This is a genomic window from Streptomyces sp. Ag109_G2-15 (genome assembly GCF_900215565.1).
Classification (GTDB): domain Bacteria; phylum Actinomycetota; class Actinomycetes; order Streptomycetales; family Streptomycetaceae; genus Streptomyces; species Streptomyces diastatochromogenes.
In genome coordinates this window covers 167978-185630 of the sequence record NZ_OCNI01000002.1, presented here as the reverse complement: position 1 = coordinate 185630, position 17653 = coordinate 167978, and the positions used below count along the sequence as shown (strand labels likewise).

15 protein-coding genes and 3 pseudogenes are annotated in these 17653 nt (G+C 68.3%); 8 read left to right on the top strand and 10 right to left on the bottom strand.

Annotated elements, in window-relative coordinates; translation table 11 throughout:
* Positions 1–117 precede the first annotated feature (117 nt).
* Positions 118–744 carry an isochorismatase family protein gene (locus CRP49_RS37320; RefSeq protein WP_097257864.1) on the bottom strand — a complete coding sequence of 209 codons (627 nt, stop codon included), beginning with the start codon at positions 742–744 and terminating at the stop codon, positions 118–120.
* Positions 745–965: 221 nt separating this feature from the next.
* Here CRP49_RS37320 and CRP49_RS37315 point away from each other — a divergent pair, with 221 nt between their 5' ends.
* Positions 966–1463: a MarR family winged helix-turn-helix transcriptional regulator gene (locus tag CRP49_RS37315; protein ID WP_257033752.1), complete on the top strand. Its 498-nt coding sequence runs from the start codon at positions 966–968 to the stop codon at positions 1461–1463.
* Between the two features lie 24 nt (positions 1464–1487).
* On the opposite strand, the gene CRP49_RS37310 is transcribed toward CRP49_RS37315, so the two are convergent.
* Positions 1488–2609 (bottom strand): PP2C family protein-serine/threonine phosphatase, encoded by a 1122-nt coding sequence (locus CRP49_RS37310; RefSeq protein WP_097257862.1) that lies wholly within the window; start codon positions 2607–2609, stop codon positions 1488–1490.
* Between the two features lie 480 nt (positions 2610–3089).
* Between CRP49_RS37310 and CRP49_RS37305 the strand changes: the two genes are divergently transcribed.
* The 4 genes from CRP49_RS37305 to CRP49_RS37290 all read left to right on the top strand — a co-directional run bounded on the left by CRP49_RS37305 (position 3090) and on the right by CRP49_RS37290 (position 4669).
* Complete coding sequence (locus tag CRP49_RS37305; RefSeq protein ID WP_097257861.1) at positions 3090–3326, top strand: hypothetical protein; 237 nt, start codon at positions 3090–3092, stop codon at positions 3324–3326.
* Entirely contained in the window at positions 3326–3598 is a 273-nt protein-coding gene (locus CRP49_RS37300) for a hypothetical protein (RefSeq protein WP_097257860.1), read from the top strand. The genes CRP49_RS37305 and CRP49_RS37300 overlap by 1 nt, the downstream gene beginning before the upstream one ends.
* 139 nt (positions 3599–3737) lie before the next feature.
* Complete coding sequence (locus CRP49_RS37295; protein WP_257033751.1) at positions 3738–4148, top strand: hypothetical protein; 411 nt, start codon at positions 3738–3740, stop codon at positions 4146–4148.
* Between the two features lie 65 nt (positions 4149–4213).
* Positions 4214–4669: a hypothetical protein gene (locus tag CRP49_RS37290; protein WP_143670084.1), complete on the top strand. Its 456-nt coding sequence runs from the start codon at positions 4214–4216 to the stop codon at positions 4667–4669.
* 163 nt (positions 4670–4832) lie between these two features.
* Here CRP49_RS37290 and CRP49_RS37285 read toward each other — a convergent pair.
* Together CRP49_RS37285 and CRP49_RS37280 are read right to left on the bottom strand one after the other, a co-directional pair.
* Positions 4833–5043: pseudogene (locus CRP49_RS37285) on the bottom strand (ISAzo13 family transposase); the annotation flags it as partial.
* Between the two features lie 40 nt (positions 5044–5083).
* Positions 5084–5791, bottom strand: a complete 708-nt coding sequence (locus CRP49_RS37280; RefSeq protein WP_373560440.1) for a DUF4097 domain-containing protein — start codon at positions 5789–5791, stop codon at positions 5084–5086.
* A 108-nt stretch (positions 5792–5899) separates the two neighbouring features.
* On the opposite strand from CRP49_RS37280, the gene CRP49_RS46115 reads away from it, so the two are divergent.
* Complete coding sequence (locus tag CRP49_RS46115; RefSeq protein ID WP_179851963.1) at positions 5900–6139, top strand: hypothetical protein; 240 nt, start codon at positions 5900–5902, stop codon at positions 6137–6139.
* A 219-nt stretch (positions 6140–6358) separates the two neighbouring features.
* The gene (locus CRP49_RS37270) at positions 6359–6988 is read left to right on the top strand and encodes an HAD family phosphatase (protein ID WP_097259224.1); all 630 of its coding nucleotides are present in this window, start codon (positions 6359–6361) and stop codon (positions 6986–6988) included.
* A 101-nt stretch (positions 6989–7089) separates the two neighbouring features.
* On the opposite strand, the gene CRP49_RS37265 is transcribed toward CRP49_RS37270, so the two are convergent.
* The gene (locus tag CRP49_RS37265) at positions 7090–11262 is read right to left on the bottom strand and encodes a beta-galactosidase (RefSeq protein WP_097259223.1); all 4173 of its coding nucleotides are present in this window, start codon (positions 11260–11262) and stop codon (positions 7090–7092) included.
* A 511-nt stretch (positions 11263–11773) separates the two neighbouring features.
* Positions 11774–13255 carry a sialidase family protein gene (locus tag CRP49_RS37260; protein ID WP_097257856.1) on the bottom strand — a complete coding sequence of 494 codons (1482 nt, stop codon included), beginning with the start codon at positions 13253–13255 and terminating at the stop codon, positions 11774–11776.
* 1164 nt (positions 13256–14419) lie between these two features.
* Here CRP49_RS37260 and CRP49_RS37250 point away from each other — a divergent pair.
* Positions 14420–14917, top strand: a complete 498-nt coding sequence (locus CRP49_RS37250; RefSeq protein WP_097257854.1) for a GNAT family N-acetyltransferase — start codon at positions 14420–14422, stop codon at positions 14915–14917.
* Positions 14918–14945: 28 nt separating this feature from the next.
* On the opposite strand, the pseudogene CRP49_RS37245 reads toward CRP49_RS37250, so the two are convergent.
* The 4 genes and pseudogenes from CRP49_RS37245 to CRP49_RS37225 form a co-directional block, all read right to left on the bottom strand.
* Positions 14946–15260 (bottom strand): annotated as a pseudogene (locus CRP49_RS37245) (transposase); the annotation flags it as partial.
* Between the two features lie 87 nt (positions 15261–15347).
* A pseudogene (locus CRP49_RS37235) lies at positions 15348–16359 on the bottom strand (IS5 family transposase).
* A 72-nt stretch (positions 16360–16431) separates the two neighbouring features.
* Positions 16432–16857 carry a DUF4267 domain-containing protein gene (locus tag CRP49_RS37230; protein ID WP_097257853.1) on the bottom strand — a complete coding sequence of 142 codons (426 nt, stop codon included), beginning with the start codon at positions 16855–16857 and terminating at the stop codon, positions 16432–16434.
* 324 nt (positions 16858–17181) lie between these two features.
* Entirely contained in the window at positions 17182–17628 is a 447-nt protein-coding gene (locus tag CRP49_RS37225; RefSeq protein WP_097257852.1) for a DUF1772 domain-containing protein, read from the bottom strand.
* Between the last annotated feature and the right edge of the window lie 25 nt (positions 17629–17653).

The following is a 17653-nucleotide window of genomic DNA, read 5'->3' as shown; positions in this document are numbered from 1 at the left end:
GGTGGCGTCCATTTCCCAGATGGTGAGGTCGGACTCCGCCGGACACAGGTGACCACCGGCGCCTCCGGTGCGCCCGCGACGTGGGACGGCGCCGGGGCGCGGCGGTCGGTGGGCCCTCTAGGCCCGGTGGGCCGCGGAGATCTGGCCGACGAGGACGGCGAACGGCATGTCGAGGGCGGCGTAGAGGGCGCCGGCCTCGGGGGCTGCGTTGTCGGCCAGGGCCTCGACCATGAGGGTGGCGTAGTCGCTCACGATGACGCCCGCCTGCTGCATGCGCAGCAGTCCCGCCTCGCGCTTGGCGTGGCTGAAGGTGCCGGAGGCGTCCACGGCGACATATGCGTCGTACCCGTCGGCCGTCGCGGAGATCGCGGGCAGTGCTGCGCACACCTCGAGCGACACTCCGGCGAGAATCAGCTTCTGCCGGCCGGTGGCCTCGATGGCCTCGCGGACCCGGTCGTCGTGCCAGGCGTTCACCGTGCTACGGTCGATGATCTTCAGTCCGGTCGGCAGCGCCTCGACCAGTTCGGGGGTGGTCGGCCCCCACATGCTGTCGGCGGCGGTGGTGGTGACGACCAGGGGGAGCCCCAGCACGGTCGCCGCCCGTGCCAGCGCCACCACGTTGTGCTTCAGTTCGCCGAGCGGGATGTCCCGCACGCCGGACAGAAGGCCCACCTGGTGGTCGACCAGCACCACGGCGACGTTCTCTCGGGTGATCGGCTCCAGGAACTTGCTGCGCTCGCTCATGTTCCGCTCCTTGGATTGAGCCAGAGCCTTTTTGGTCACTAAAATTGATAGTCAATAGTGGTGACATTTCGACGCTATACCCAGGCCTTCGGGAGGGCAAGCGCCGATCCTGACGGGTCGCGCCCGGGATCCGGATGAGGGTGTCCGAGCCCGTGAGGCAAGCCAATAAAATCGCTGGTGACACAGCACTGTGGTGGACGACCGCCGAGACGGGAGAGGCGTTGACCAGGCACCAGACCGCGGAACCGGACCTCGGCGTGCTCGCTGCCCGGGTCCTCTTCTCCGTTCAGCGCGAGCTGTTCACCGCGCTCGCAGAGCAGGGCTTCGACGACATCCCGCCCCGCGCCGGCGCCGTACTCGCCTACCTGCGTGCCGACGGCATCCGTGCCAGCGAACTGGCCCGCGCCTCCGGACAGCACAAGCAGGTCATCGGCTCCCTCATCGACGACCTCGAACGCCTGGGCTATGTCGAACGCAAACCCGACCCCGCAGACCGCCGTGCCAAACTGATCTGCCCCACCGAACACGGACTGCTCCAGATGGAGGCCGCCGCCTCGATCATGCGCGCGATCGAGGAACGTCACGCCAAGGCACTGGGCACACGGGAGTACGCCGCCTTCAAGACGGCTCTGCAGCGCGTGGCCGATCTCCAGCGCCAGGCCCAGCACGACAGCCATGCGCCCGGACGCAGCCAAAGCAACAGTGAGGAGGCGCCGTAGGTCCGGCCTGTTTCTGAGCCCGGGTCAGACTGCCAGGCGGCGGATCGCGACCACGGCCGCGTCGTCATTCAGATGGCCGTGGACATGGGCCAGTAGGTCGTCCCGCAGAAGACGCAGTAGCTCCTCGGGGTCTTCCTTGGTCCACTCGGGCACCCGTTCGGCGAAGGGGTAGAAGACTCCCTCGGCATTGCGTGCTTCGATGACGCCGTCCGTGTAGAGGAGCAACAGGTCGCCGACCTCGAACGGGAAGGTCTGGACGTCGTACTCGGCCGTGCCGAGGAGCCCGCCGAGTCCGATCGGAAGGTGGCTCGCCTCGGCCACGAGCGTGGTGATGCGATTCGCGTGCAGCACGAGTGGTGGTGGGTGGCCGCAGGCGATGAGGTGGACCACCGCATCGTGGTCGGGGATGTCGAGCAGCATGGCGGTGGCGAAGTCCTCGTTCACGTCCTGCTCCACCTCCTCTCGCCACTGGTTCGTGTCCCAGCGGAACGCCGCGTCCAGGTGGACGGCGAGGCGCGGCAGCGTGGCCTGCCGATGGGCGGCCGCGCGAAAGGCGCCCAGCAGCAGGGCGGCGTTGTTGATCGCGGCCAGGCCATTGCCGCGTACGTCGCCGATGAGGAGCCGGGTGCTGTGGTGGGCGGTCCGTGCGGCCGCGTACAGGTCTCCGCCCAGGTCGGCCTCCTCCTCGGCCGGGAGGTACAGCCCGGCGATCCGCAGGGGGCCACTGCGTCCGGGCAGCGGCTGGAGCAGGACGCTCTGCGCGGCTTCGGCCACCGACCGTACCCGGTGCAACTGCCGCTCGCGCCGACTCCGCACCACGCAGAAGGCGACACAGAGGGTGGAGACGACGACCAGAGCAGCGATCTGGGCCTGAACGTTGGCCGTGGACAGGACCCCTCGGAGCACCCCGATCAGCACCTGGGCCGCGACCGCGAGAACCCCCATCAGCGCCGTGATGCGAGCACCCGCGAACGCCACCGTGATCGCGGGAGCCGCCACCAGCAGCGGGCCCAGGTGGATGTGCGACGGAGACAACACATCGACCACACAGACCGCGACGATCAGCCCCAGCGGGATCACCATCAGCGCGGGCGCATGACCCGGCCGCCAGGAAGGCCGGAACTCCATCCACGGTCGAATGGCCATGCCACAAGCCTTGCACCTACACCCTGCTGTGGGCGTGCGCCGCTCCGGCACGGGGGCGGGCCGGGCCGTGGGCCGGGATGGTTACCGCTTGCCACTCTTGAGGCGGGTGCCAGACCAGTCCTTGCCGACGCTGACGGCCGTGGCCGGGGAGAGACCTGCCTCCGATGTGCTCATCACTGCCTCCTGCATCACGGGACACGCCTACCCCACCTTCTGTAGTCAATTAGATACGCAAGGTGACTGTAAGTGATCCACTCGGGTTAGGCTGCTCAGCCGAAAAGGGCTGCCACGAGCGAGGTCAGGCTTCAGTGAGATCGGTCAACCTTCACCGAGACCCAAAGACCCGGCAACCGTCCCCAGAACCTGGGTCCCTGGGTCCCGCCCCCTCGCACGAGCCGGTTTCGTCCGGAGTGGTCCCCAGGTCCGGGGACGGCCGATACCGTTGGGGGAGACACCAGTCCGCGCCCTACGGAGCCCTCGATGAGCGAACAGCCGGTCGCCCCCGCCGACCACGCCCGGCATCAGCTGGAGCCCGCGGCCGCCGACGGACTGCGTGCGTACGCGGCCAAGACCCGCGCCAACGCCGACCAGTTCGCCGCCGTCCTGGAGGACATTGCGGAGAACGGGCTGCCCTCGGTGGAGGACTGCACGCCGTGGGAGGAGCTGCGCGAGGCCCACCTCGCCCGGCTCACCGCGCAGCGCCCGGCCGTCGCCTGATGGCCCCGCAGCACGGCCCGCGCCGCGCCCGGATCGCCTTCTCCGACTCCGCCGCCAAGCAGCTGGAGAACATCACCAGCGAGGCGGAGATCCACGCCCTGGACCGCGCCCTGGTCGTCATCTCCGTCGCCCCGGACGTCGGCGAGCCGCTCCCAGGCGACACCGCCGGCCCCCAGCTGCGCCAGTACACCGACGAAGTCGAAGCCGTCCGGGTCCTGTACTACGTCACGGCGCTGCGCACCGTCGTGGTCGTCGCGTACATCGAGGTCTAGCCGGCGGAGGAGTCCGCGTGCCGTCCCTCGTTCAGTAGCTGTCGGCCCACCGTCAGCTCAGCGCGTTCGCACCGTCGTGCAGTGCGAGGCGAAGGCATCGACTCTGCGGGAAGCTCCGGCCGCGGTCGACGGGCCCGGCGTGGCCTGGCTCGCGTTCCTGTGCCCCACGCACTCCGACGGCCTGCCCGAGTGGCCGGCCACGCAGACTCATGCCGGTCAGGACTCGATGCCGTGCGGAACCGTCCTGGACTTCCGGCCGACCGAGCAGCTGCTCCAGCCGCAGGCGGACCTGTGGCTGACGCCCCTGACCGGAGTGCGCCCGGAGACGTACGACGGTGTCCGGTCCGACGTCCTGGACCAGGCCGACCGCGTGCTGCGCGAGCGCCTGGAGCAAGACGCCGACGCCGATGAGGACGGGCCGCTGCTGGGCATCGTGACGATGACGTGGTCGGCCCGCCGGTCCGCCGCCAAGGGCGATCTCGCGAAGGCAGCCGTCCTGTCTCACTGGAGATTGACCGATCTCGCTGAAGTACGACCACTTGCCGGTTAGCCTCGCTGAAGGCTGACCGCTCAGTTGCGCCGACGGCCGGGGGCACAGTGGACTGGGGAACTCTCGTGGGCACCGGTCTCGGCGCGCTGCTCGGTGTCGGATCGACACTCGCCGTCGACCGTGCACGATCACGCCGTGACAAGGAAGTCCGCGACGAGCAGCTTCGACGCCAGGTGTACGGCGAGTACCTCATCGCCCTCTCCCGGACCCGGAGCGAGCTACGCGACATTGCCCACAACATGCAGGACTCGCCGGAGGATCGGGCCCGACAGGTGCGCGACAGAGTGCGCGAGAACGGTGCCTACGAGCTCCGCCACCAACTGCAGCTCTGCGCGCCGACGGAGGTACTCGCGCTCGTTGATCGGGTGCACGCAGCACTGCGTGACTTTCGGGACCAAGTGCTGAACGGAGCCACTTCCCAGGACGAGACGTACCGGACCAAGCGCGCGTCGTATGAGGCTGCCGCCCGAGACCTCCGTGAAGCGATGCGTCGAGACCTTGGCATCGCACCGGGAGACTGAGTCGCCGCGCTCAGCCGCAGCTTTTCTCACGCAGGTGACCAGACGACGACCTGTCAGCGTCCCGCACGCCTGATCCTTCTCGCCCCCGTACAGCCGTCCGGCTCGCATGAGAAGACGTTGCCCACCGCTGTGTGGCGGCGGGGGCGGCGCGAATCAGGATTGGGTCAGTCTGCAGGCTGAAGCCCTCCTCACACGCGAGGTTCCTGGTCGACTTCACCGTCCGGCGCAGCGGCGACATCGGGTCGGCCCGCTCGTCAGGTTTTACTAGTGCGAGCAGCGCGGGCCGCAGACCCGGATGAAGGATCGCCGACCTGGGCCGCCCACGCGACCGCCCGGATCCCGCCGTGCTCCAGGATCCGGGCCTCGGCCCCCATCAGCAGCCGCGGCTGCAACAGCTTGATTCTCCGTAAGCCCTTAGCCTGCCGACTTCACAGTCAAGTCACCGTTCGTCGTCGACAGATCCAAGCGGTACTTGCCTGACGGGTCGTTCTTGAATGCCACCTTCTTGTCGCCGTGGGAGTCGTGTGCCGAGATCTGGTACTTGGCAGGCGGAGCCGTGACCGTGAGGCTGCCGTTGGTCGTGCGGGCCTTGATGTTCTGCGGGGTGGCCGTCTGGATCGTCACCTCGCCGTTCGATGTCTGTGTGTCGATGTCGCCGCCCTTGACGTCCTTGACGTTGACGCCACCGTTGGACGTGCGCAGCTTCACCGGGCCTGTCGCGCTGTTCACCGCGATCTCGCCGTTGCTTGTATGCACGTCGACCGCGCCGACATCGGTCAGTTCGAGGCTGCCGTTGGACGTGCCTCCCGTCACCGGAAGACCGGCGGGCACCTTGACGTCGTACTCGACGCCGCAGTTCTTGCCACAGCCGGAGAGCATCAGGACGCCGTTATTGACGCTGAACGAAGTGCCACTCGGCTTGTCACCGCGGTAGTTGACCTTGCGGTGCACGGAGATCGTGGAGGCGTCCGCCGAAGCGTCCACCTTCACCCTGCCGTTTCCGCTGTCGAGACGGATCGAGGTGACTTTCTGGGACACCTTGGCGTCGTCCTCAAAGGTCTTCTGCTTGTCGAGGGCCGAGCACGCGGAGAGCCCGCCGACTGTGAGAGCAGCCAAAGCCACTGCTGCAAGGGCGCGGGTCTGTGGGTGTCGCATGAAGTTCCCCCGTGTGGAGCGAGTTGAAGCGGTGATCAGTCACTGCGACCCTACGCAGTCACAGTCCCGCCCACGATGGGGAAAACCCCCCAATGCCAGGACTGGGCTGAACTTCTACGGCGACCACGGCCGCTGGCATGCCGGTTTCGGCAGACCGGGGATTCCACCATCGGCCGCACCCTGATCGTCTATCTGTGCGTGTTCCTGAGCGCCTGCGCGATCGTCTTCCTCGTCTCCTTTCTGCGCTTGTGGCGTGGCGCCCTGGGCCAGGGCCTGCCGCCCGCGATCGCACTGCTGGCGACAGCCCTGCTCTGACACGTGAACGCCTTCGGTTCGCCCCGGTGCCCGTGCCAGATGTGCAGCTTGAAGAAGAAGCGGTAACGGTGCCCGGCGCGGTAGCAGATCACCCCGGCCACGCACCCGCACCACCGGCGGCTGTCACAAGGTGCCAAGATCGCTTGACCTTGCCCCAGAGGGAAGGACGAGAGTGTCTTCATGGATCACATGAGCGGGCGGTGTGTGCTCGGAGTTCGCGTGACCGCGACCTGCATCATTCTCGATATCGGTGGCGTGCTGGAGATCACGCCGAAAACGGGATGGGTGCAACGGTGGGAAGAGCGGCTGGAGTTGCCGCTGGGCACTGTGAGTGAGCGGATGTGCGACGTGTGGCGGGCTGGAAGCGTCGGGAGGATCAGCGAACGAGACGTGCACTGGGAAGTGGCTGCACGCTTGGGTCTCGACGCGCACCAGGTCGAAGACTTCATGGCCGATCTCTGGACGGAATACCTGGGGACGCCGAACGAGGAACTGATCGACTATGTGCGAGGGCTGCGGGGAAGCTGCAGGCTGGGCATCCTGAGCAACAGCTTCGTCGGTGCCCGGGAGCGGGAGACGGCGCTGTACCACTTCGACGAACTGGTGGAGCAGATCGTCTACTCGCACGAGATCGGTGTCGGCAAGCCTGACCTGCGTGCCTTCGAGGCCGCATGCGCCAGTTTGGACGTGCGGCCGGAGAGCTGTCTCTTCATCGACGATGTCGCGGTCAATGTCGAGGCCGCCCAGGCGGCGGGAATGCAGGGGCACCTGTTCGAGGACAACACCCGGACCATCACGTGCATCGCCGCTCATCTGGACGCCGGGCCCCTGGTTCCTCCTGGTCGGTAGGTGGACCGGCCGCGCCGGCATCTTCGACCCCCATGGGCACGCCCGCCCCAGGATCTAGGCAGAGTCCACCGCTGGTTCGCCCCGCCGTTGCAGTCCCAGACCTAGCCGCACGTCAGCGTCGGCATCGCCCAATCACCGTGGTCGTTGCCGTTGTCGTCGCCGGCGTCACCGACCTTGAGGTCGACCACCTGGGCGCCGCTGACGTCGACGTCGATCGGCACTGCGGCCTGTTTGCCCCGGATCGTCGGCGTGGTCACCAAGGTCTTGCCGTCGGCGATCACGGAGAACGTCACGGTTCCCGCACCACCTGTCTCGTCGTCGACACCGACGTCCGCCGTCAACCGCGAGCACTTTCCGGCGAGATAGAGCTGGACGTCGCTGACCGAGTTGGTGCCCAGGCCCTTGGCGTAACTGACACCGGCGATGCTGATCGGACGGCCGTCCCCGGCCGCCTGCTCGCCGACGCTGCTGTCGCGCTCCACCGGACCCCACCCGTTGGTGGAGGACAAGAACGGGAGGTCGCTCACAGCGCTCTTCCCGGCCGGGGGAGCCGGCGGGATCCCGCCGACGATGCGCTCGTCACCGCCGACAGCCTGCCGTCCGTTCTGCAGGTAGTGGACCGTGGCGGTGAGTGCCGAGGCGGATGGCAGCTCCCCGGCCGGCGGCTGGACCTTCCAGGTGAAGGTGGCCGATCCGCCGGGTGGCAGGCGCTTGACCGACATGGGGCTCGTGGCACTCACGCTCCAGCCATCGGGTGCGGAGAGCGAGGCCGTCAGCCGGGAGGCGGACGGTCCGTCCTTCGCCAACCGCACCGTCGTCTCGGCCGTGAAGGCCTGTGCTGACTGAGCGGTGTCCGGCACGTCCAGGGTGACGTCCGCTCCCGGACGCCTCGGCATCGCGTACGTCCGGGGGTCGTAGCGGGGGCTGTCGTTCTGCGTGACGCGCAGGGACGAGGCATAGCTGCCGTAGTCGGTGAGTGAGACCTTGCCGAGCCCGCCGGTGCTGCCGTCCAGGTTCCACACGGCGATGGCGATGCTGTTGTGGCCGTTCGGATCGAGGATTCCGTTGGGGACCGGGAAGGTGTGCTGCGGGCCGAGGTAGTTGACGTAGTTGCCGACCTGCCAGCCGTTCACGAAGACCGTGGCACGGTACTTGCGTGCCGGGTCGTCGGTGAACGTCAGCCCGAGCGAGGTGTCCTGGCCGTGCGGCAGGTCCAGGTTGACGTCGGTGCGGTACCAGGAGACCCCCGGGCGGGTGTCGGTCGTCGGCAGGGACACCCGGTTCCACTTGCCGTCCGGGTAGCCCGGCAGGGACCAGCCGGCCCGCTCGCCGTACAGGCCGCCCGTCGAGAGCGGGCCGCGCACTGTGTCCTGCAGGTCCTCGCCGCCTCGTACGCCCTGCAGCCGCCAGGTGACGGAGGTCAGCGGCGCCCCGACGAGGGAGGCGCTGGTCAGGCCGCGCGCGGTCTTGTTGCCGTTGGTCGAGTTGTAGTCCTCCTCGTGCCCCATGTTCACGGTGAGCACGGAGATGACGTTGTCGCCCTTGGACTTCACCGCACCGGCCGGGAAGGTGAAGTCGGCGCTGCCGGTGGTGGAGCTGCCCAGGAAGGTGCCGTTGAGCCAGGCGGAGAACGCCTGGGCATCTCCGCCGGAGTCCGAGACCAGGTGGACGCCGGTCTCCTTGCCGGTGGCGCGGAAGCGGCCGCGGTACCACGTGTTGCCGGTGTGGAAACCGTAGTCGTCCGCGTAGAGGACCGGCAGCGCGTTGATGCCGGAGACGCTGTTGGTGGTTGTCCTGTCGGCCACCTGCCAGCTGGAGTCGTCGAAGTCGAGGGCCGCTTCGGGGGACTCCTCGGCATGCTTCCAGTTGGTCAGTGTCGGCAGGTGTATCGGGGCGGCCACCGCGATCTTCCCGGTGAGGCTTCCCGTGTCGGTGGCCTGGGTGGTCAATGCCCTGCCGTTCCAGGTGAGGTGGTCGGCGGAGGTGAACACCTCGATGTTCTTGTCGTCGGCGTTGTCACCGGTGAGCGCCAAGGTGTGGCCGCCGTCCAGGCTGGACGCCGTGCGCAGCAGGTGGGTGCCGCGCACGAGCACCGGGCCGGTCGCCGTGTCCTGGCGCCAGAAGGTCTCCGCCGTGGCCTTGTCGCCGACGAGCAGCAGCAGCGGGCGCTTTCCGCCGCCGCTGATGCTGATGCGGACCAGGCCCTTGTGCGTGTAGTTCAGCCGCAGGTCACCGGTGTCCGCGTCCCAGGTGGTCGTGGCTGTGCCGTCGCTGGTGACCACGGTGGGCTTGGAGGAGTAGCGAAGGACGGTTTCGCCGTCGCTGCCCGGGTCGCCGTAGAGCACGGCGACATCCCGGTTCCCGATTGCCGCGCTGGTCATGATCTCCGAGGTCGAGTACTGCAACTGCGCGTCCCCGAGCCGGTAGTTCACCACGATCACGTGCGAGTCGCGTCCGTCGAGCGTGATCGCGGTGCCCGGCTGCTGCGGCACGACCGGGTAGGTCGGCTCCGAGGCGGCGGCCGTCGGCACGTCGATGGCGTCGATGGCCACGTAGTTGTCCGTGGACCCCGAGCTGTGGTTCCCGTCGACGACGATCTTCAGGGTGTGCTGTCCGGGCGTCAGGCCGGTCTTCTGGAAGATCACCGCCTGGTTCTCGCCTCCGGAGTCGTCGACCGTCGCCACCTTGGTGCCGTCGAGGTAGACGTCGGCGTAGCCGTGGTTGTTGGTCTTCGAGCCGATCCAGCGGATCGCGGTGCCGTCGAAGGGGACGGTGACCGAGTCACCGGCCTTGTTGGAGAACGACTCGGTGTGCTTGTAGTCGCCGCCGGTGTAGCTCGTGTTGGCCACGTGCGACCACGAACCGGTGTACTGCAGCGCGGAGTCGGGGTCGTCCCAGGTGTAGGTGGTGTCCGCGGACGGCTGGGCGTTGAAGTCCAACGAGATGTGGGTCTTGTCGACCGCCGTGGACGTGGAGTTCCCGTGCCGCAGGACGTGGAACTGCGTTTTGGTGTCGGGGTTCATCCGGGCGGTGTCGACGACCGCGGAGTCGTCCGGTGGCGTGGCCCTGATCGCCTCGGTCTTGGTCAGCGGGTCGACCGACTGCGTGAAGTACCCGATCAGCTTGTCCTCGTAGTACTTCGGATCGAGCTGGCGGTTCTCGCGGATCGCGGCCCCGTAGTCGTAGGACGTGTAGTTCTCCGGCATGCCCAGCCAGCCCCAGTTGGTGCCGCCGTAGGTCATGTAGAAGCTCTGCGCGGTGGCGCCGACGGCTATGTTCTGCTTGTAGAACACGTTGGCGAACTGGTCGTTGATCAACTGGGCGCACTTGTCGTAGCCCGGCCCGCCCCAGGGGTCGAAGGCGCCGCCCTGGAACTCCGGCGAGTACAGCGGCTTGCCGGCCGGGTGGTCGTAGCTGATGTCGGGGACGCCGTTCCACTTCGAGGGGTTCGAGCAGTTGAAGCCCTGCGGGTAGGAGTCCGGGCCGTCGACGTCCAGGGCGCCGGTACCGGAGTTGAAGGTGCCGTTGTTGTTGCCGGTCAGCGGTACCGTGATGCCGTCGGCGCGGGCCTTGTCCTCCAGGTGTTGCATGTAGGAGCGGCCGGCGGCCGAGCCGTTGTAGTACTCGTTCTCGACCTGGTAGGCGATGACCGACCCGGTGCCGTTGGTCAGCTGGTGGCGGGCGATGATCCGGTCGATCTGCGTCAGCCACTCGTCCGCGTACTTCAGGAACTGCGGGTCGTCACTGCGGTTGTGCCCGGCCTTGGTGGTCATCCAGCCGGGCAGGCCACCGCTGTCGACCTCCGCGTTGATGTACGGCGCCGGGCGCGCGATGACGTAGAGCCCGGCCTCCTGGGCCATGTCGAGCAGCTTGTCGACGTCCCGCACCCCACTGAAGTCGTACACACCCGGCTTCGGCGAGTGGTATCCCCAGTCGAAGTACAGCGACGTGGAGTTGAACCCGGCGGCCTTCATCTTCTGGAAGATGTCGCGCCACAGGTCCGGACTCGGGAGCCGGAAGTAGTGGAACTCGCCGGACCACAGGTAGGTGCGCTTGCCGTCGACGAGGAACGAGTAGCCGTCGAGACTCACGGTGTGCGCCTGCCGACTGGCGGCAGGCGCGGCGGCGGGTATCTGCCCGCCGACGTCCCGCGCCGCGGCGGGCCCGGTCATGCCCGCGGCCAGCGCGATGGTCGCGGCCGTCACGAGGACCGCCCTCCACCACCGACGGCGACCGGGTCTCGCAACCTCTGAACCGATCCGATTACCCCGCACTGCGGCCTCCATACCGTCTGAGCAATCAGCATCAAACAGACTCCGGCAAAGTCGAACAGTAGAGGGGCACAAGGCGCAACACAATGGGGCGGGAGAACACGGTCGAGGTGGCAGGGGCGGCTTGGAAGTCGTACGGCACGTCAGGCCCCTGACCACTCGTCACGGGATACGGTCATCGAAGTTCAGCTCCAGCCCGGACCGACTGCCAACCTCGGACCGTCATGCCGCCAGCATTGGGCGGCCAGGTCTGAGGCAACGTCCTGCCGCATCCTCCGAGCAGCGAGGGCGGGCGGCAGGGCTGTTGCCATCGGCACGGCGACGGTCAGCGTAGATGGTTTCTCTCGACGGTGGCGACCATCTTCTGAACGTCCGATCACGCAGGTGATACGGCAGGATCGCCGCCCGGCTCCGGGGCCGGTGTCACCGTGGAGCCGGCCGGATCCGGCTGCGCGATCTGCGCGATGCCCCGGATGACACCGGCTCCACGCCCGCTTCACCGGCTCCAGCACCTTCAGCGCGTACGCAGGCTACCGCTGTACACGTCCGTGCGGTTCTGCGGAGCCCCGGAGTTGGTCTCCGTCAGCACTGCCCGTACCCCGTCGCCGGCGGCGGCCAGGCCCTGGTAGTCGCCGAGGAAATAGCCCCCGGCGTTGGGCGCCTGCAACCAGTCGAAGATCCGGGAGATGCGTCGCTCGGAGCGGAAGCGCGGGTCACCGTGCGGAAGAGTGGCCAGCTGGTAGGCGGTGGGCAATGTGGTTGTGTTGCCGGGCTTGAGGAAGCGCAGGTCGTAGTAGGTGAGCGCTACCGTGCCCCGCTTGTCGACGGCGATCGACGGTGAGAAGGCCGGCACACCCTTGGGACTGATGAGCGCCGGAGTCCGGCTCCAGGTGCGCCCGCCGTCGGTGGAGCGCACCAGTTGGACGGAATTGTACGCGCCGCCGGAGAAGTCCGAGCCCTCGTACGCCATGTACAGCTCGCCGGTCCTCGGGTCGATGGCTGGGCTGGGCAGGGTGGCCGCCGCGCGCAGCGTCTTGGCGGGGTCGTTCGGATCGACCTCCGGCACAGAGGTGTCCCGGGCCACGGTGGTTGGAGCGCTCCAGGTCTCGCCGGCGTCGGTCGAGGTCACCACGGCGTAGTGGGCCTCGGTGACGGTGCTCAGGTCGTCGGAGGAGGTGATCCAGTCGAAGAAGTCGTACAGGGTGCCGGTGCGCGGGTCGACGACGATCACATGCCCGATCGTCTGCGAGTTGGGCACGGTGCTGGTGTCGACGAACCGGCGTGCCTCGCTCCAGGTACGGCCCCCGTCCCGGGTGAGAGAGATGTAGCCCGGACCGTCGATCGAGCTCGGGCCCGGAGGGTCGTTGTCGAGGCGGTCCCAGACCTGGTAGGCCGTGCCCCTGCGGATCGGGTCGGCGGTGATCGAGGGCTTGTCGTTGAAGAACGGCTCCTCGTCGACGTGCGTGGTGGTGAGGTTCTCCCAGGTGCGGCCGCCGTTATGGGACGTGACGGTGAGGAGGGCGCTGCGCGTGCTCTTCGTGAAGTCGACGCCCTCCCCGCTGGCATAGACGGTGCCGTCCGGCCCGGTGCTTGCCCAGGGGTCGGAGGCCCGCTCGTAGTCCGCGCCGCCCGGGGCGCACGCGCTGAAGGGCAGCGTGCTCTCGTGGAAGGTGCGGCCGTCCTCGGTCCAGCCGGCCGCCAGTCCGCGCGCGGCGCCGTCGGACCAGCGGTCCTGCTGGAACACGGTGACCACGCGCTTCGGATGACGCGGATCGACGGAGAGGTACGGCTCGACCTCGGTGCCGGGGTAGACGACGCTGTCGGCGGACCTCGCGCCGATGGTGCAGTTGGCGTACGGGTCACCGAAGGTCACCCTGTCCAGCGGTCCACCGCCGCGAGCGTGGTCGGCCGCGGCAGGAGTCGCGCCGGTGACCGCGGTGAGCAGGAGCGCGGCGGCAGCGGCAGCGGTGGTGGTGATGGGCAGGCGTACGGGCATGCAGGGTCTCCTCTGGGCCTCGGCCGCCGAGTGACGGCACCGCAGGCATCGGGGCTGCGTGAGCGCAGAGTCATGCCGGAACGCCCGGAAGGACGACTCCGCTCGATCTCTTTCGGCGTCATGATCGGTGGTCTTGATGGGCCGGACGGCGGAGTTCTGGGTGTGGCGCCGTCGCCGGCTTCAGCTACAGCGCCACACATGTCGGGCCGGCGTCCGTTCAGGACACGAGGGTCCGTTCTTCCAGTTCGGTCAGCCTTACGGCGCACAGGCCACCGCGCTCGGCCTTCACGTCCGTCACCTTGAACTGTGTCGACCACCGTTGGGTCCGTGTTCGGCGGCCGGAGCACCTGGGCCGCCACACCGCAGTTCGGTGACACGGACGGCGATCCCCACCTCTCCGGGAGGCGCGGCAAGTGGTGCCGCGCCCGAGCCTGTCGGCTGGTGAGCGGGAGCGGCTGGAGAACGATGATGCCGGCCGACAGCCGTGTATCGACGACCAGTTCCTCACCCGTGACCTGGTCCTGCCGATCAGGGCGCGCCGGCAAGAAGCAGCTCACACCGCCGTGGAAGGAGACTGGTTCACGCGATGCCAGGCGGAAGGCGGGTTTCTCCTGGCCTGACGTAGCCCTCGCACCTCGCAGCCCTGCGCGCGGAGATACGGACCCTGCGGTCCCTGCGCCCCACCGAGCGTGCCGTCGTGCTCGCCTGGACCGACCCCGGCGTGAGCACATGGGCCGATGCCGCGCTGAGTGCGGGCACGGCTGCCCCAGCCGCCGTCGGCGAACGCGTTCGCCGCAGGGTCCGGCGCCAACTGGCCGAACAGGATCGGCGACGTTGTGCGCAGTAGACCGGGCAGGCTGCGATCGAGGGGAGCCGATCGTGACGCTGCTTCTGCACGCCCTGTTTGACTACCTTGGTGACCTTGCGGCCGCAGCCATCCACGCTCAAGGCTCCTGGTCGCTGTGCAGGTACCGCAGTCGCCGACCCGGCAAGCGAGTCACCCGCTAGTGCCGTGACCGGACAGGTTCACCGAGGTCTCGTGGTCTGCGGGTGCGTGAGTCACCGATGCTCCCTGGCTTCGGCTGGTCGCAGGGCTGAACGACCTCGTTTGCATGGTTGTAATCAACTTGCTGCCGACCCCGGCGGGCGGGCAGGGTCTGGATCATGCTTGAACTACGCACTCTGGAATCAGACGACTGGCCCCTTTGGCGGGAGTTGCGACTGGCCGCGCTTGCTGAGGCGCCCTACGCGTTCGGATCGACGCTGGCCCAGTGGCAGGGCTCCGGCGACCGAGAGGAACGCTGGCGTGCCCGTCTGTCGATTCCTGGCGCGCACGATCTCGTCGCGCTCCTCGACGGTCTTCCGGTGGGCATGGCCAGCGGAGTGCCGGGCGAGGGAGCAGAGAGCGTGGAGTTGATCTCGATGTGGGTCAACCCCACGGCTCGGGGCAAGGGTGTGGGTGACTACCTGATCCAGGCGGTCGAGCGGTGGGCGGCGGTGCGCGGTGCCACGACGCTGCGGTTGTCCGTCATGCCTGACAACCGCAAGGCGACCGCGCTCTATGAGCGGCACGGTTTCACGGACACGGGTGAGCCCGGCGATCTTCTGGCAGATGGCGTTGGCAGGGAGCGGGTCATGGCGAAGAGGCTGGCCGCTGTCTGATCTCCACATCTGGGCAGGGCGGGATCCCTCACTTGGTCAAGGGGGGCGGCGAGGGGGTCTGGACGGTGCGGTTGGGGTGGTGGGAGTTGGCGAGAGTGAACTGCCGCAGCGGCCCGAAGTGGGCCCCGATCGGGTTGGCCCAGGGCGCGTTCGTCGGGGTGTAGCACAGCTCGACCTTGTTCCTCGTCGCCCAGCGGCGCATACGCCCGTTCTTGTGGGCGGAGAGATTGTCCAGGATCACATAGACCGGGGCGCCGTCCGGGCGGGCCGCACGGATGCTCTTGAGCGCGGCCCAGGTCGGGCCGATGCCAGCCGCGCGATCACCGGCACGGTGTTCCCGCCCGTCGAGGCCAGCAGCATCATCGCCCTGCGGAAGCGCACCGTGCTGGTGCTGCCCCGTCGCACGATCCGCTGCAGTATCGGGTCGTGATCAATGAGTCGCTCTGGCGAGGTCTTTGATCCAGATCATCGAGGCGCGCAGGTGAGACCGGCGAGGTAGCTGTCCGGGGTCTTGTCGTACCGAGTGGCGACGCCCCGCCATGCCTTGAGCTTGTTGATCAGCCGTTCGACGGTGTTCCTCTCCTTGTAGAGGCCGGCGTCGTGGCCGACGGGCCGGCCACCCCCGGAACCCTCTTCCGGTTGGCGGCCTGCTCGGCCTTCTCCGGGATGACCGCCTTGATGTGGCGTTTGCGCGGGTGGGAGCGATTGCCGCTGGAGGAGTAGGTCTTGTCCCCGGCGACGGCGACGGCGACGGCGTCCGGCCGGGTGCGGGGGCGGCCGACGGGCCCGCGGACCCGGATCTTCCGCAGGACGGGGATGAACTGCGGGCTGTCGGCCGCCTGTCCGGCGGTCAGCACGAACGCCAGCGGGCGGCACTTGCGGTCGGCGGCGAGGTAGACCGTGCTGGTCTGCCCGCCCCGCGAGCGTCCCAAAGACGGCGGTCTTCAGGCGGAGCTTTCGCCGGCGGCGAACCCGTCGTCGTTCCTCCCGCTCGGGGGCCGCTTCGGCGTCGCGTCCGCTTTGTTCTTCGGGGGTGCCCCCTTTGACCGGGCCTTCTTCTCTTCGGCGGCGGCCTTCTCCAGGGCGGTGAGGACCTCCTGGCCCAGGTGCGTCCCGGCGGCGTCGTGGTGGGCGCGTGCGGTGGTGGAGTCGATGCTGACCAGGGACAGGTCCACCTCGCCCCGCTTCGCCGCCTCCGCGATCAGGTCCTCCAGCAGGGCATCGAACACGCCGGCGTCACGCCACTGGCGGAAGCGGTTGGAGACGGTTGACCAGGCACCGAACTCGCTCGGCATCTCCCGCCGCTACTCGCCGGTCCGGGCCCGCCAGATCACGCCCTCGAACTGCTGCCGCAGGGTCTTGGAGTACGGGCCGTACTCGCCGATCGGCAGGTGCGGCTCGATGAACTCCCACTCTTCGTCCGTCAGTTGCGCGCGCGTCACGCACGACGGTCTACCGGGCCAGGGCCTGGAACGGGGCGAGACCCGCGGATTGATGACGACCCGATCCGCGGCCTAGGCGGGCTGCGGGGCGGGTGTTGCCGGAGCGGCCGCGACCTTGCGGGTCTCGCGCATTATCAGCAGGCCGTTGACCACCATCAGTGTCGCGGTCAGGCAGTGGACACCGAGCGCGGTGGCCACGGAGCCGTGGTGGGCCAGCACGGTGGCCATGTCGCCGTATGCGGCGAGGGCCTCCACCAGCAGCACCCAGCCCAGCGCCCGGCGGTGGCCTGTCACCAGCAGGATGCCCAGGACCAGGGCCAAGACGACGTCGCGGATTCCCTTGATGATCAGGAAGCCGCCGCCGTCGCCGGACGGCCAGCTCGGCAGGCCGAAGCCCGGCGCCGTCGTCTCCGGGCTCAGGATGAATTCCGTCCCGAACCAGAGGATGAAGAGGATGAAGGCGGCGGCCAGGACGGTGTTGATCTTCTTCAGCGACATTGTTCTTCTCCTTGCGAGTCTTCGTCAGCTTGGTGAGCTTCGTGGAGCCCGGTGAGTCGTGTGGGGCCCGATCAGTCGCGTGGACGCGGCTGATCGAGGGGCGCAGCCTGCCGGGATCGCAGTGGTGGGATTTGAGCGGCAGCTGCGTTCCCGAATGTCGGGATTTCGGTGGTCAGCCGCCCCCCGAGGAGTGGGGATTGTGCGCCACCGGCGCGGCGTCGGCCCGCGGGGTCAGGAATCCGAAGCCCTGTCGGGCTCACCCCGACGGGGCGAAAGCCTTCGATATACAGGGGCGAACCAGTGCATGTCGGGGCAGCGGTGGTATCAGGTGAGGGCGGCGACCAGCAGGGTGAAGGCGGCGATGATGACGGCGACGCGGACGTAGTGGTAGCGGTCCCAGCGGTGCAGCTGCTGCTTCCAGTCGGCGGGCCGGCTGTCGGGGGTCCAGGTCTTGTTTCGGTTGTTGATCGGGACGAGCAGCAGCATCGACATGACCACGCTGACGATCAGCAGGCCGACGGCGGTGACGACGAGTCCGGCGCCGTGGTGGTGCCATCCGGCGATGGCCCAGATCGCGCTGAGGACGAGCGAGCCTATGTACCAGAACGGCATCAGGGCGCCGAGCATCCGGCCGCCGTGGGCGTGGCCGAGCTGGCCGCTGTCCTCGGGAAGCGCGTCCAGGATCCGGTTCATGATGAAGGCGACGGAGAACTCCACCCCCACCATCAGCCCCACGACGACGGTGGTGACGACCTCAAGTGCGTTGAGCATGACGATCCCTCCGTGAACTAGCGTT